Origin of the sequence: Brucella rhizosphaerae, assembly GCF_002252475.1 — a bacterium.
GTDB classification, from domain to species: Bacteria; Pseudomonadota; Alphaproteobacteria; order Rhizobiales; family Rhizobiaceae; genus Brucella; species Brucella rhizosphaerae.
Genome location: NZ_NNRK01000022.1, coordinates 136,313 through 149,168 on the forward strand (window position 1 = coordinate 136,313; position 12,856 = coordinate 149,168).

Consider the following 12,856-nt stretch of genomic DNA (forward strand, 5'->3'; position numbering starts at 1 on the left):
CCCTCTTTTAATTCAGATCGAGCGTCCGCCATCCACGTCGAGCGCAACCCCTGTAATCATAGAGGCTTGAGACGAACAAAGGAAAGCCGCAGCTTCAGCCAAATCATCAGGTTTCAACAGGCGGCCCATTGGAATGGAATCGCGGAATTTCTTGCGGATTTCCTCAGTGTCCTCACCCATAAAGGTGGTGAGAAGCGGCGTTTCGCCAGCAACCGGATTAAGCGCCACAACGCGAATTTTTGCCGGAGCCAGCTCAATAGCAAGCGCTTTGGTGACGGAAACAACCCAGCCTTTGGTGGCATTATACCAGGCGAGGTTAGGACGTGGCCGACCCGCTCCGGTCGACGCGACATTAAGAATGACGCCTTCGCCATTTTTCTTCATAAGCGGGATCAGCTTGCGCGTAGTCAGATAAATTCCGCGTACATTAACGCCAATAATACGGTCAAATTGTTCCGGGTCCACCAGTTCAGCACTTTGTGGCTTGTGACCAATACCTGCATTGTTGATCAGAATGTCGACTTTGCCGAATTTTGAAAGAGCTGCTTCAACGGCGGCATCGACATCCGCTTCCCTGGAAATATCGGCAGCAACACTGAGCGCCGCATCACCAATTTCCGCTGCAACACGGTCGGCACCAGCCTTATCGCGATCCACGACCACGACCTTTGCGCCGTCTGCTGCAAAGCGCTTCGCCATGCCTTCGCCAAATCCAGAACCGGCTCCCGTGATGAGCGCTACCTTACCCTTAAGCGACACTGTCATTCTCCCAAATGCGCATTCTAAAGTTTCATCCGTGATAGACCGAAATTGTTTTCAAGCTCGCAAAGCCGTAGAGCGCTTCAAAACCCTTCTCGCGACCATGACCGGACTTCTTCACGCCGCCGAATGGCAATTCAATGCCGCCGCCAGCGCCATAATTATTGATGAACACCTGACCGGAATGGATCGCATGGGCGAGCCGGAACTGACGCCCGCCGTCGTTAGTCCAGATGCCGCACACAAGGCCGTAAGACGTTCCATTGGCAATGGCTATCGCTTCTTCTTCCGTATCGAACGGCAGGATGATCTGTACCGGACCAAAGATTTCTTCCTGCGCCAGACGATGATCGGCAGGAACGTCGCGGATCAGCGTCGGCAGAACATAAGCACCACCTTCTGGCGCGTTGTCGACAAGCACACCTTGCGCCGCGATGGCTAAACCATCTTCTTTCGCTACATCAAGATAGCCTTCGATGATTGCCTTCTGACGCTGCGAAACAACCGGACCAACTGACGGGTCATCGCCTGCCGGCCCAACTTTCAATGCGCGATAGCGTTCGCTCATGCGTGCCACAACATCTTCATAGATGCTGCGCTCGACCAGAATGCGCGAGGAGGCAGAGCAGGTCTGGCCCGCATTCTGAATGCCTGCATTCACGAGAAACGGAACCGCGCGCTCGATATCCGCATCAGCAAAGACGATCTGCGGCGACTTACCGCCCAGTTCAAGCGTAACAGGCACGGTGTTTTTCGCAGCCGCAGCCTGAATGAGTTCGCCGGTGCGAACCGAGCCTGTGAATGAAATATGATTGACGTCCGGATGTTCAGAGAGTGCCGCACCAGCCTCTGCACCAAGGCCGGTCACGATATTCAGAGCACCATTCGGAAGGCCCGCCTTTTCGGCAATCTTCGCAAATTCCAGTATGGTGAGACAGGCTTCCTCAGCAGGCTTCACCACCGCCGCGTTTCCCATGGCAAGTGCAGCACCTAGGCTGCGGCCAAGAATCTGCATTGGATAATTCCAAGGGATGATATGACCTGTCACACCATGCGGCTCATAGATCGAAAGCACGGTGAAGCCGTTCTGATAAGGCAGCGTATCGCCGTGCACCTTGTCGGCTGAGGCCCCGTAAAACTCAAAATAACGCGCCAGAGCAATCACATCGGCGCGGGCCTGCGTAACCGGCTTGCCGACATCTTTCGATTCAAGATCAGTGAGCAATTCGACATTCTTGAGGACTTCCTGAGAAATACTATGAAGAATACGGCCACGTTCCGTCGCAGTTTTCTTGCCCCACTCACCGCTTAAGGCTGCGCGTGCTGCGGCCACGGCAAGATCGACGTCAGCCTTGTTACTGCGGGCAATCAGCGCAAGGTCATAGCCATTGGAAGGATTGCGCAAAGTGACATGATCGCCGCCCAGTGCGTCGCACCATTCACCATTGATGTAATTCCCATAGCGTAGCAAGCCTGCAGCTCCTGCCTTGTTTTCATGTCTCATTTTCAGTCTCCTGCAAAGGCATTTCAGCCTCCAGTCTTGCCATGGTTGCGCGGATATGCGCCCGCGCAAGCCGTTCGGCTTCTTCGCCATCGCGTGCGGCAATAGCTTCGACAATTGCGCCATGTTCGCGGATCGCGTCGCGCGCCCTGTCCACCGACAGTGAGAAGGATGGTGCAAATACCTGCGAAGTCATGCGCAATACCGGAACAAAGGCGATCAGCGAAGCATTGCCGGCGGTGTTCATAACCGCCATGTGAAAATCGACATTGGATTGAGTGTAGGCTTTCGGGTCCCACGGATCGACAACCGCACCCTGCCCTTCAACATGCGCACGCAACTTTGCGATATCCTCGTCAGTTGCTCGCTCAGCGGCAAAGCGCGCTGCAACACCATCCAGCACTTCACGAACGGCATAAGCATCAATGAGACGGGTAAGATCGGCAGAAGCCACGCGAACACCACGACCGGGCAGATGAACAACCAGCCCGTCACGCTCCAGAACACGCAAGGCCTCTCGCAACGGAGTACGGCTGATGCCAAACTCAGCGGCCATGTGTTCCTGTCGGAGTATCGCGCCCGGCGCATAGACGCCTGCATAGATTCGCTCACGAAGTGCCTCTGCAACTTCGTCCAGCAAACGGGTCTGACTGCGCCATTCAAAAGCCGCCAATAGAAAAGCCTCCCAACTTTTCTAGACAGAATATCCTGGATACAAAATCAGTCAATCCGAAATTTGACGGCATTTTTGAAAAGATTGAAGCCTGTTGGCAAACATTAATTCTGAAAAACAACCCGTACGCGAAACAAGGCGTAACAATATACAAAACGCCGCGACCAGCGCGGCGTTTCAAGCATATCCCAAAAAGTGTGAAACGATTTTACAGGAAGCTATCTGGAATAGGCTTCCACTCTCCATCCTGATTATCGAACTGCGGAATGTGTGCGAGGCTGTGAAGTAGTTTCACATCATCGCCAAGCACTTCCTGCCAATCTTTGGCTTCGGTGAGAATGACCCCAATACCAACGACTTCACCACCTGCTTTGCGCACCAGTTCGACCGAACCTTTGAGGCTTGAACCCGATGCAACGACGTCATCGACCACAACCACGCGCTTGCCTTCAAGCAGCGGGATTGCCTGACGGTCGAGAAGCAGACGCTGCTCACCTTTTGAAGTGATAGACGAGATTGTCTGTACCAGTGCATCGCCCAGATGGATCTTCGGTGACTTTTGCAGGATGACATAATCATCAAGCCCAAGCGCCCGCGAGACTTCAATCGCCACAGGAATACCAAGCGTGGCAGCACCAACGATCACATCTGGCTTCAGCGGCGCAAGCTTTTCAGCTAGCTCCTTGCCCACATGCTCACCAAACCGCACACCGAGATCAATGACCATCATCAGCGAAATGGCGAAGTTCGAATTGATCGGCACGATCGACAGATCGACCTTGCTGCCAGCCACATCGACGGTCCAAACCTGGCCGTTGCCAGAAAGTTTCGCGCTGTCATCAGTCATCGTTTTGCATCCTTGGAATTGAAGCATTTCCAGCAAAAGTGTGAAACGGTTTTGCGCCCGGAAATGCGGGAAAACAAATAGTTAGAGCGGTTCCAACTAGTCATTTTTTGTCGGAACTGCTCTCAAGTCTCGATTCGACCAGCAAGCCGACGTTACGCCATGTGGTACGCTTGCGCTTGGTATCAAATCCATAAATGGCAAGAGAAAGCGAAATGGCGTGCGCCATGCGGATCGCCTGCACAAGAAGCGGCACCCCGCGTGCCAGTGCAAAGCGCAGACGCATGGGGAAAGAAACATCATCAATTTCCATACCGCGCGCGCGTTGCGCATCTGCGATACGCTCGAAATCCTCACGCAACATTGGGATGATGCCAAAGGTGAGTGATAATACGAGCGTTACCATAGGCGGTAGACGTGCAGCACTGGCGGCGGCCAGAATGGAACCCGGCGTGCTGGTTTCCATCACGAAATAGAAGGCCGCGGTTGTCGTCACCAGACGTGCTGCCATGCCTGCCGCGATAGGCAAAGTATCAACAAATGCCATACCTTGCAGCACGAGGTTAAGAATCCAGCTTGCCATGACAAGCAGCGTCAGAAGCACAGCTCCTTTGAGATAGCCACGAAGGCCCGGCACCTTGACCATCACCAGAAAACCCACGGTAGCCAACGCAAGCGGCAAACCATATTTCCAGCCCGGCACCAGCCATGCTGCGAGCATAACCAGAAATGCGGCTGCGAGTTTTACGAAGAAGTTCAGGTCATAAAAGATTTTCATGCCGCTTCTCCGGTCTCGACAACACGCGGCTTTGGCCAGCCAAGCACACGATAGGCTTCCGAGCCCCACGATGCATCCACATCACCATCGAAAGTGACCTGGCCACGATCCAGGATCATGACGCGGGACGAAACATCATCCACCAGCTCAAGGTCGTGAGAGATCAGCATCACAGCGCGGTTTTCAGCGAGAGCTGTTTCGAGAAACAGCTCCAGCATACGACGACCGTTAAGATCACGCGCCAGTAGCGGTTCATCGAGAATTGCAACCGAAGCACCCGCCGCTTCTGCGCAAGCCAGACCAAGCAGAGCCTGCTGACGCGACGAGAGTGCAAACGGGTTGGTTTCCTCGTGCCCACCAAGGCCATATTTTTGCAAACATGCCGTCGCACGAGCAGTGACCGCATCGTCTTTTGGTGCGCGCGTTGCAGCGGTGATCGCAAAGACCACTTCTTCCAGAACAGTCATATTGAACAGAATACGGCGCATGTTCTGTGGCAGATAGGCAATAGAACGTGCCCGCTTTGCCGCCGTCCACTTGTCGGCGTTTTCGCCGCCAATGGTGATGGTGCCAGCCACGATCTTCTGAAGTCCCAGAACGGATTGAAACAACGTGGTTTTACCCGCACCATTTTTGCCGATCAGTGCAACAACTTCCCCGGCGCGAATTTCAAAATTCACGTTTTGCAGCACCGGCTGACCATCACGACGTTGAAGCTGTGTCTTGATGCCCGACACTGAAACAAGCACCTTGCCATCGGCCTTTGTGCCAGCGAGACGTTGACGGATACCGACTGGCGGCAGAACGCCTGTATCTTCCCATGCTGCAGCATTGTTGATGATTTCGGAAAGCGGCACGAGAGGTGCGAGCTTTCCATCTTTGAGCAAACCGACATGTGTAACCACGGCTTGCAAAGATGCCGGATCTTGCTCGGCGATCAGAAGAGCCGGAATTTCTGCACCGAGCTTCTTCAAAACGCGCACAAGGCGCTGGCGTGCGGCTGGATCGAGGCCCGTAGTCGGCTCGTCAAGGATGAGCAGTTTCGGTTCTGCGGCCAGTGCTGCAGCCATTGCAACCATCCGGCGCTCGCCGCCCGAAAGCGTCAGCACGCGACGTCCACGCAAAGCGTTTAGCTCCAGTTCATTCAGAAGATCGTCGATACGTGTACGGATGAGTTCTCTGGCAAAACCGCGATTTTCCAACGGAAAAGCGACCAGGTCTTCAACGCTCAGATCCCATAGCTGGTCTTCAACATTCTGCGACACCACCCCGACCATGCTGAAGAGTTCGTCCTTTGGCATGGAGGACATTGGCTTGCCATTCAGCGATATATCGCCAGCGAAAACCTGAGGCGTGATCAGACGCGGTACGATGCCGGATGCAGCGTTGAGCAGCGTGGTTTTGCCACTGCCGCCCGCGCCACAGATAAGAAGGCGTTCGCCATCACGAATATTCAGGCTGGCTTCGGCGATGCCCAAAACGGAATCGCCAAAACCTACTTTTACATTCTCTAACTGGAGCACTTTTCTGGTCTCGCGATCAGAAACGGGTGAAACCGGACGGATGAGCGCCCTTGAGAATCTTCAGAGCCGGAACAACCAGCAATGGCGTGCCGATGAGCATTGGTACGATGTCAGACAGGCCGAGATACATCACTGCCCACCAGAATGGGAAAATACCAAGATAGGCTAGGCTTGCCGAAACGGCAGAAACCATCAGAAGGCCAGCAACAAGGCAGGTTGCCGCAATTTTAATCAGCGTTGCCCGATTGAATGTGGTGGTCTTCGGATCGAACAACATGCCGGGGATCAAACCAGTCAAACCCACCATGATGCCATCGATGATGAGCGAATGCGCTGGAATGAATGTTCCCGCAAGCAACGACCAGATAACGGTCCCAAGATACCCGCAGATGAAACCGCTTTTCCGGCCAAGAAGAATGCCGACAAGCGGCGGAAGGAAAGCGAAGATACGCCACTGGATAACGCCAGGCACGAGCTGGATCGGGTTCGCATAGGCCCAAAGAACGCCTGTTGCAGCAGCTGCAACGATTGAAAGAACGATCGGAAACAGTGTGTTTCCATCGTTATGAGTGATGGTGGTGTTGGACATTATCATAATCCCGTAAAGCGCCTCCCACTTGCAATAAGCAAGAACCATGCCGTTTGGCTGTCGCAGCGAGCGAAAGGAACTTTAAGATGGTGGAAGTGGGGGCTATCCTGTCGGCATATCTGTAGCGCTATCAACAGGCAAAAACACCGCGTTTGCGGTAGAGTCAAGAAGGCTCGCGCTGTTTGACGCAATGAGTCACATTAAATCAGCCTGTTAAAGCAATATTCGATCATTCCCCAACAATTTTGGCCAGCATTTCCACCAATTGCCGTATCTGATCGGAACCGTTCTCCATATGTCGAATGACAATTTCCATGGGGTCGACACTGGGCAAGCCTGCTGTTGCAGGCACAATACGGTGCGCTGGCTGCGCGACGCGTGTGGGGAGGAGACTCACACCCAGACCTTCAGCAACCGCACTTTGAACGCTCGCGAGACTGGAACTGGTAAAAACGACATGCCACGACCGCCCGATGCGGTCGAGTGCTTCCATCATGTCGCTGCGGTAAAGTCCATTTGGTGGGAAAACGACCAGCGGCAATGGATCAACATGCGAAACCGGATAATCCGCGCTCTCCAGCCATGACAGTGGTTCGGGCCAATGCATGGTTCCCACAGTTTCTCCACGTCTTTGCTTGATCATAACGAGATCAAACTCACCCGTTTCAAAACCCTTTTGTAGTTCGCGGCTCAATCCGCTGGTCACCTCAAGCTTCATATTGGGATGTGCGCGCAGAAAAGCCGCAAGCGCCGGCGTCACAAGCCTTGCCGCGAAATCCTCAGCCAACCCAAGTCGAAAAACAGCAGCAAGTGCGTCACCAGTCATGGCCGCAGCCGCCTCATCATGCAAATGCAGCATTCGTCGCGCATAGCCGAGCAGCTTTTCGCCGGCATCAGTTGGGCGGATATCATGGCGTGCACGCTCCAAAAGAGATTGCCCGGCCGCTTCTTCAAGACGAAGGATTTTCTGGCTTACAGTTGATTGCGTAGAGTGCAGTTGCTGTGCCGCAATCGTGAAGCTTCGGCTGTCAACAACGGCCACAAAAGCACGCAAAAGATCGAGGCTGAATACATTATTCATGATCTGAATGGATACCAGTTGAACATTTAATTTCTAAATATGACGTGTTGCTAGTATTTAATCAATAAATTAGGAGCACCGCCGATGCGTCGAACATTATTCAGCTTGAGTGCCTTGGCATTGATTGCAGGAACCATAGTCATGACCGAACCAACTCTGCCGGGCCACCACGCTGTAGCACAGGCGCAAAGCTCACTCATTGAAGCTGCCTCCACAGGTAATCTCTCCACTATCAATGAAGCGATCAAATCGGGTGTCGAACTTGACGCGCGCGGCAACCGGGGTGAAACGGCCTTGCTTGCCGCCACCCATGCTAATCATGTCGATGTCGCCTGTGCGCTTATTGAAGCGGGTGCCGATGTGAATGCGAAAGATGCGATCAAGGACAGCCCTTATCTTTATGCGGGCGCGCGCGGCCATCTTGAAATCCTGAAACTCACACTCTCCCACGGTGCCGATCTCAAAAGCACCAATCGCTATGGCGGCACCGCACTTATCCCAGCGTCAGAACGTGGCCACGTGGAAACGGTGCAGACGCTGATTGAAGCGGGCGTCAAAGTCGATCACGTCAATAATCTCGGTTGGACCGCTCTTCTCGAAGCCATCATCCTTGGCGATGGTGGGCAGCGTCATGTCGATATCGTGAAATTGCTGATTGATGCCGGAGCAGACGTTAATCTTGCCGATAATGATGGTGTTTCGCCATTGCAGCATGCGCGTCAGCGTGGCTTTGCGTCTATGGTGGCGATGTTGGAGAAAGCTGGCGCGAAATGAGTGGCAATCACGCATTTCTTGACCGAGCGGTCGCGCTTGCTTTTGAAAATATCGAACAAGGTGGGCGCCCCTTCGGCGCGGTCATTGTAAAAGACGACAAGATCATCGCTACAGGCGTCAATCGCATGCAAGCAGATTGTGATCCGACTGCCCACGCCGAATTACTGGCATTGCGCGCAGCAGGCCAGGCATTGCAATCGTCGCGGCTCGACGGTTGCAGCGTATATGCTAGTGGCCAGCCCTGCCCCATGTGCTTCGCCGCCATGCGCATGTCTGGCATAGACAAGATCATATTCGCCTATTCAAACGATCAGGCAGAACCTTACAATCTCTCGACTGCAAAAATTGCTGCAGAGCTTTCCAAGCCCGCAAGCGAGCAAACCGGCATCAAGATCGAGCATTGCTCACCTGAAGATGGCGAACGGCTCTATCGCGTATGGCAGGAAAAAGAACAGTCAAAACGCTAGATAATAAAATGCATCCCACCACAACCGTGCCAGTTGGCAAACAAGCCAGTCCAATCGCTCTTATAATCCTCGTCATCCTGATCGGTCTTAATCTCCGACCGTTCCTCACGGCACCCGGACCCGTTCTCACAGATATCGCGAACGATACCGGCATGGGTTTTGGCGCGCTGTCATTACTCACGTTTCTGCCAATGTTGTTGATGGGGCTTGGTGCCTTTGTCGCGCCGCACATTCAATCATTGATTGGAACGCGACGAAGCATGTTCATGGCGCTCGTGGTGCTCGCAACAGGCTCGCTCCTGCGTGGCTTTGTACCCAACGGCTTCTCATTGGTACTTACTGCGGTCTTGTGTGGTGCTGGTGTTGCCATGATTCAAGCAATGATGCCGGGGCTCATTAAAGCGAAATTTCCGTCAAGCATTGCAGCCGTGACAGGTCTTTACTCCGCAATGATCATGGGTGGTGGGGCGCTAGGTGCCCGTTTGACACCTTGGCTGGCAGGTTCTGAGCACAATTGGCGTCTTGCACTCGCAGTTCTCGCAATTCCAGCAGTGGTGGCTTTGCTCGCAGCAATACCCATCCTCAGTGAAACGACTTCATCTGGTTCAAAGTCTGGTATCACGATCAAGCTGCTTCGGCGCCCACGCACATGGGTGTTGATGGCTGCCTTCGGGCTTGTGAATGCGGGTTACTCGTCGATGGTGGCCTGGCTCGCAACCTATTATCAGTCGCTTGGTGTCGACGCTTCCGCGACCGGCAATCTGGTCGCAATAATGGCAATCGCTCAGGCGCTCTCGGCCTTCTGTCTTCCACTCCTTGCGCGGCGCAGCGTCGACCGTCGGCCATGGCTCTTTCTGACATTGGCCATGCAGGGTATAGGATTTGCAGGTCTTGCTTTCACTCCGCAGCTATCCCCTCTGTTCTGGTCTGCAATTTGTGGAGCTGGTCTCGGCGGTAGTTTCGCACTCGCAATGATAACGTCACTCGATCATCTTCCAAAACCGGAAGAAGCTGGCGCACTGGCAGCCATGATGCAAGGCGGCGGTTTTATCATTGCCGCTCTTGGTCCGATTGCTACAGCTTTCCTGCACAATCTGACCGGCAGCTTTGCTTCAGGCTGGATCATGCATCTTGTGCTGGTGGCAAGCATTTGCCCGCTATATCTAAGCTTTAATCCCCGTCACTATGCGCGTGTGATGAGCTTCCCAATTGCGGCTGAAAACAGCACACAATAGCGTTACCTGACCCGCTTCACAGGATAAAGGCAGTGTTTTGCGTGCAATTTTGCAGTAGGTAGCTAGCTGACCTTCCCCAACCGGATAAGGTTGGACAGAATTCTGTCATTTACTCACGCTGCAACAGTCTGCAGTCTGCCGCTCGCCACCCATGTAACTGGTCGATGAAATGAAGCATGAAATGGTCGTTAAAGAAGGGGCATTCGTGGCACCGGATGGCCTTCCGAAGCCGCGCATCTACTGGGCATGGGCAACGCTCATGGTGGGACTCACCCTCGCCGTCATTGATGGCACCATCGCCAATGTTGCGCTTCCGACCATCGCTGCCGATTTTTCCGCAGGTCCAGCCGCATCGATCTGGATCGTCAATGGTTATCAGCTGGCAATCGTCATCACGCTTCTGCCGTTGGCAGCCTTAGGTGAAATCTACGGCTACCGGCGCGTCTATCTGATTGGCGTGTCATTGTTCACTCTTGCCTCGATTGCCTGTGTTTTCTCCCGTTCCCTGGAGGCGCTGACCATAGCGCGTATCATTCAGGGCTTTGGTGCGGCGGGCCTGATGAGCGTCAACACTGCTTTGTTGCGCTATACAGTTCCGCAGGCCAAGTTCGGCACGGCCATCGGCCTCAATGCGCTCTTTGTTGCCGTTTCGTCGACCATTGGCCCCACCCTTGCCGGGGTTATTCTGCATTCACTCAGCTGGCCATGGCTTTTTGTCATAAACATTCCGCTCGGTGTTTTGGCGGTCGCAATGGGCATCAAAAGCTTGCCCGACAATGAACGCTCGTCACGACGCTTCGACTATCTGAGTGCCGTTCTCAGTGCATTTGCGCTCGGATTGCTGGTAACAGTGATCGATAGTGCGGGCTCTGGAGTAAATGGCGGCTGGCTTTTACTGCAGGCAGCGGCCTGCGTGTTCGCCGCGACTTGGCTTATTCGCCGCTCGCTTCGTACCAGCGACCCGTTGTTACCACTCGATCTGTTGCGAATTCCTGTTTTCAGCCTGTCGCTCTGTACGTCGATCATGTCATTTCTGGCACAAATGATGGCATTCATTTCCCTGCCATTCCTGTTTCAGACAGTTTACGGCTTCACACCAATAGAAGTTGGCTTCCTGATCATGCCTTGGCCAATAGCACTGGCTATTGTCGCCCCCCTCTCCGGTAAACTTTCAGACAAATATTCACCCGCCACGCTCGGTCTTGTCGGATTGATCATTTTTGCTGCTGGCCTGGCATTAGTTGGTCTTCTGCCAGAGCAACCAACCGTTCAGGATATCTGTTGGCGTATGGCGATTTGCGGCATCGGCTTCGGCTTCTTTCAAGCTCCAAACAACCGCATGATCATAACGTCTGCTCCACGGGCCAGAAGTGGTGCCGCAAGCGGCATGCTCGGAACAGCAAGACTGATGGGACAATCGCTCGGCGCGGCTTTCGTAGCGTTTCTGCTGGCACATTGGGGGCTCACCAATATCCCAAACATTTTGCTTGTTGCCGCAGGCTTTGCTGCACTTGCTTCGATCATCAGCATCGCGCGACGCAAGCGTTAAAGGCGGAATGGATCAGCCTGTGAATCTTTGCAAATATCTTAGTCGAAACATGAAATTCCCTGTTGCAATCCCGAAATCATTAGTCCATATAGCGCTTGCCTAACGGAAACGACTTCTCTTAGAGAAGACTGGCGCGAGCGGGTGTAGCTCAGGGGTAGAGCACAACCTTGCCAAGGTTGGGGTCGAGGGTTCGAATCCCTTCGCCCGCTCCAGTTTTTCCGCGGCTTTCCAGACAAGTGTATGGAATCAATGCCTTAGGGCATGAATTAACCTTTGGAAATTTTATTCACTAAAACGCAGACCTGAATTTTCCTGTGTCTGAGCATTTGCTTCAATCTCATTTAGGCCCACCTTATGATCCGTAGTGTTTGCATGTTGATCGTCGGTATCGTTGCCTTCATTCAAGGGGCTTTGAGGCTTGGTCAACCAGCACAGACAATTGAAAAGTCGGGTTGGCTCTATCAGCAATTTGGCGATCAGGGCGTCGCATATGGAATGATCACTTTGGGAGCAGTAGCCTTCGTCATCGGCGCCATAATGTTCAACAACAGTTGGATCAAAGCTATTCTCGAACGTGCAAAGCATTGAAAATGCCAAGCCCAACGATTGATTATATCAGCCATGATTGACTGGCCGCTTATCTTCGTCATCGTTTTCGCCTTGGGTGTACTATCTTTCCTCGTTTATTGTTTTGCGATCATGATATTCGCAAAACCCACTGGAGAAAAAGTAAAGCCACCCAATATCGATACAGTCGATCTGATTATATTCCAGCATTCAGACGATAGATAATATTATTTGAATAGATTATTTCAGCGTGATCTTTGAATTGCATAACAGCTATGATTTAGTATCTATTGCTGACTCCAGTTCCTGACGCGATATGCAAGACTAACGTCAAGGGACGAATAACTCCATGAAACCTGATACTGTTGTCACCGCCGTTCTGGCGATGTGCCTGCTGTTTTTGACATGGGCGATCGTGCAACGCGCGTCAGATGAGATAGCACGTCTGAAACAAGGCAACAGCGGGCACAACACACCCGCTGCTTTGTTTCAACATCCAGCGATAGAATAAAATTC

The 12,856-nt window shown here is 53.1% G+C and carries 14 protein-coding genes and 1 tRNA gene; 7 read left to right on the forward strand and 8 right to left on the reverse strand.

Features of this window, described 5'->3' with window-relative positions; translation table 11 throughout:
- Positions 1 to 12: 12 nt before the first annotated feature.
- From CEV32_RS06295 to CEV32_RS06330, 8 genes are all read right to left on the reverse strand, one after another.
- The gene (locus CEV32_RS06295; RefSeq protein WP_094575266.1) at positions 13 to 759 is read right to left on the reverse strand and encodes a glucose 1-dehydrogenase; all 747 of its coding nucleotides are present in this window, start codon (positions 757 to 759) and stop codon (positions 13 to 15) included.
- Between the two features lie 31 nt (positions 760 to 790).
- Positions 791 to 2,263: an aldehyde dehydrogenase family protein gene (locus tag CEV32_RS06300; RefSeq protein ID WP_094575268.1), complete on the reverse strand. Its 1,473-nt coding sequence runs from the start codon at positions 2,261 to 2,263 to the stop codon at positions 791 to 793.
- Positions 2,253 to 2,933 (reverse strand): GntR family transcriptional regulator, encoded by a 681-nt coding sequence (locus CEV32_RS06305; RefSeq protein WP_094575270.1) that lies wholly within the window; start codon positions 2,931 to 2,933, stop codon positions 2,253 to 2,255. Before CEV32_RS06305 ends, CEV32_RS06300 begins: the two co-directional genes overlap by 11 nt.
- A 208-nt stretch (positions 2,934 to 3,141) precedes the next feature.
- Positions 3,142 to 3,780, reverse strand: coding sequence for a phosphoribosyltransferase family protein (locus CEV32_RS06310; protein ID WP_094575272.1), 639 nt, complete (start codon positions 3,778 to 3,780; stop codon positions 3,142 to 3,144).
- 100 nt (positions 3,781 to 3,880) lie between these two features.
- A complete protein-coding gene (locus CEV32_RS06315; protein ID WP_094575274.1) occupies positions 3,881 to 4,555 on the reverse strand; it encodes an energy-coupling factor transporter transmembrane component T family protein in 675 nt (224 codons plus the stop codon).
- A complete protein-coding gene (locus CEV32_RS06320) occupies positions 4,552 to 6,078 on the reverse strand; it encodes an ABC transporter ATP-binding protein (protein ID WP_094575276.1) in 1,527 nt (508 codons plus the stop codon). Before CEV32_RS06320 ends, CEV32_RS06315 begins: the two co-directional genes overlap by 4 nt.
- A 16-nt stretch (positions 6,079 to 6,094) precedes the next feature.
- Positions 6,095 to 6,667 carry an aminotriazole resistance protein gene (locus CEV32_RS06325; RefSeq protein WP_094575426.1) on the reverse strand — a complete coding sequence of 191 codons (573 nt, stop codon included), beginning with the start codon at positions 6,665 to 6,667 and terminating at the stop codon, positions 6,095 to 6,097.
- Positions 6,668 to 6,896: 229 nt separating this feature from the next.
- Complete coding sequence (locus CEV32_RS06330) at positions 6,897 to 7,748, reverse strand: LysR family transcriptional regulator (protein ID WP_094575278.1); 852 nt, start codon at positions 7,746 to 7,748, stop codon at positions 6,897 to 6,899.
- Positions 7,749 to 7,832: 84 nt separating this feature from the next.
- Here CEV32_RS06330 and CEV32_RS06335 point away from each other — a divergent pair, with 84 nt between their 5' ends.
- From CEV32_RS06335 to CEV32_RS23615, 7 genes are all read left to right on the forward strand, one after another.
- The gene (locus tag CEV32_RS06335; protein WP_094575280.1) at positions 7,833 to 8,522 is read left to right on the forward strand and encodes an ankyrin repeat domain-containing protein; all 690 of its coding nucleotides are present in this window, start codon (positions 7,833 to 7,835) and stop codon (positions 8,520 to 8,522) included.
- Entirely contained in the window at positions 8,519 to 8,989 is a 471-nt protein-coding gene (locus CEV32_RS06340) for a nucleoside deaminase (RefSeq protein ID WP_094575282.1), read from the forward strand. Before CEV32_RS06335 ends, CEV32_RS06340 begins: the two co-directional genes overlap by 4 nt.
- 8 nt (positions 8,990 to 8,997) lie before the next feature.
- Complete coding sequence (locus CEV32_RS06345) at positions 8,998 to 10,224, forward strand: cyanate transporter (RefSeq protein WP_094575284.1); 1,227 nt, start codon at positions 8,998 to 9,000, stop codon at positions 10,222 to 10,224.
- A 169-nt stretch (positions 10,225 to 10,393) separates the two neighbouring features.
- Complete coding sequence (locus CEV32_RS06350) at positions 10,394 to 11,773, forward strand: MFS transporter (RefSeq protein ID WP_094575286.1); 1,380 nt, start codon at positions 10,394 to 10,396, stop codon at positions 11,771 to 11,773.
- A gap of 137 nt (positions 11,774 to 11,910) precedes the next feature.
- A tRNA-Gly gene (locus CEV32_RS06355) sits at positions 11,911 to 11,985 on the forward strand.
- Positions 11,986 to 12,127: 142 nt separating this feature from the next.
- On the forward strand, positions 12,128 to 12,361 hold the full coding sequence (locus tag CEV32_RS06360) for a hypothetical protein (RefSeq protein WP_235818743.1): 234 nt from the start codon (positions 12,128 to 12,130) through the stop codon (positions 12,359 to 12,361).
- A gap of 328 nt (positions 12,362 to 12,689) precedes the next feature.
- A complete protein-coding gene (locus tag CEV32_RS23615) occupies positions 12,690 to 12,851 on the forward strand; it encodes a hypothetical protein (protein ID WP_167382752.1) in 162 nt (53 codons plus the stop codon).
- Positions 12,852 to 12,856 lie beyond the last annotated feature (5 nt).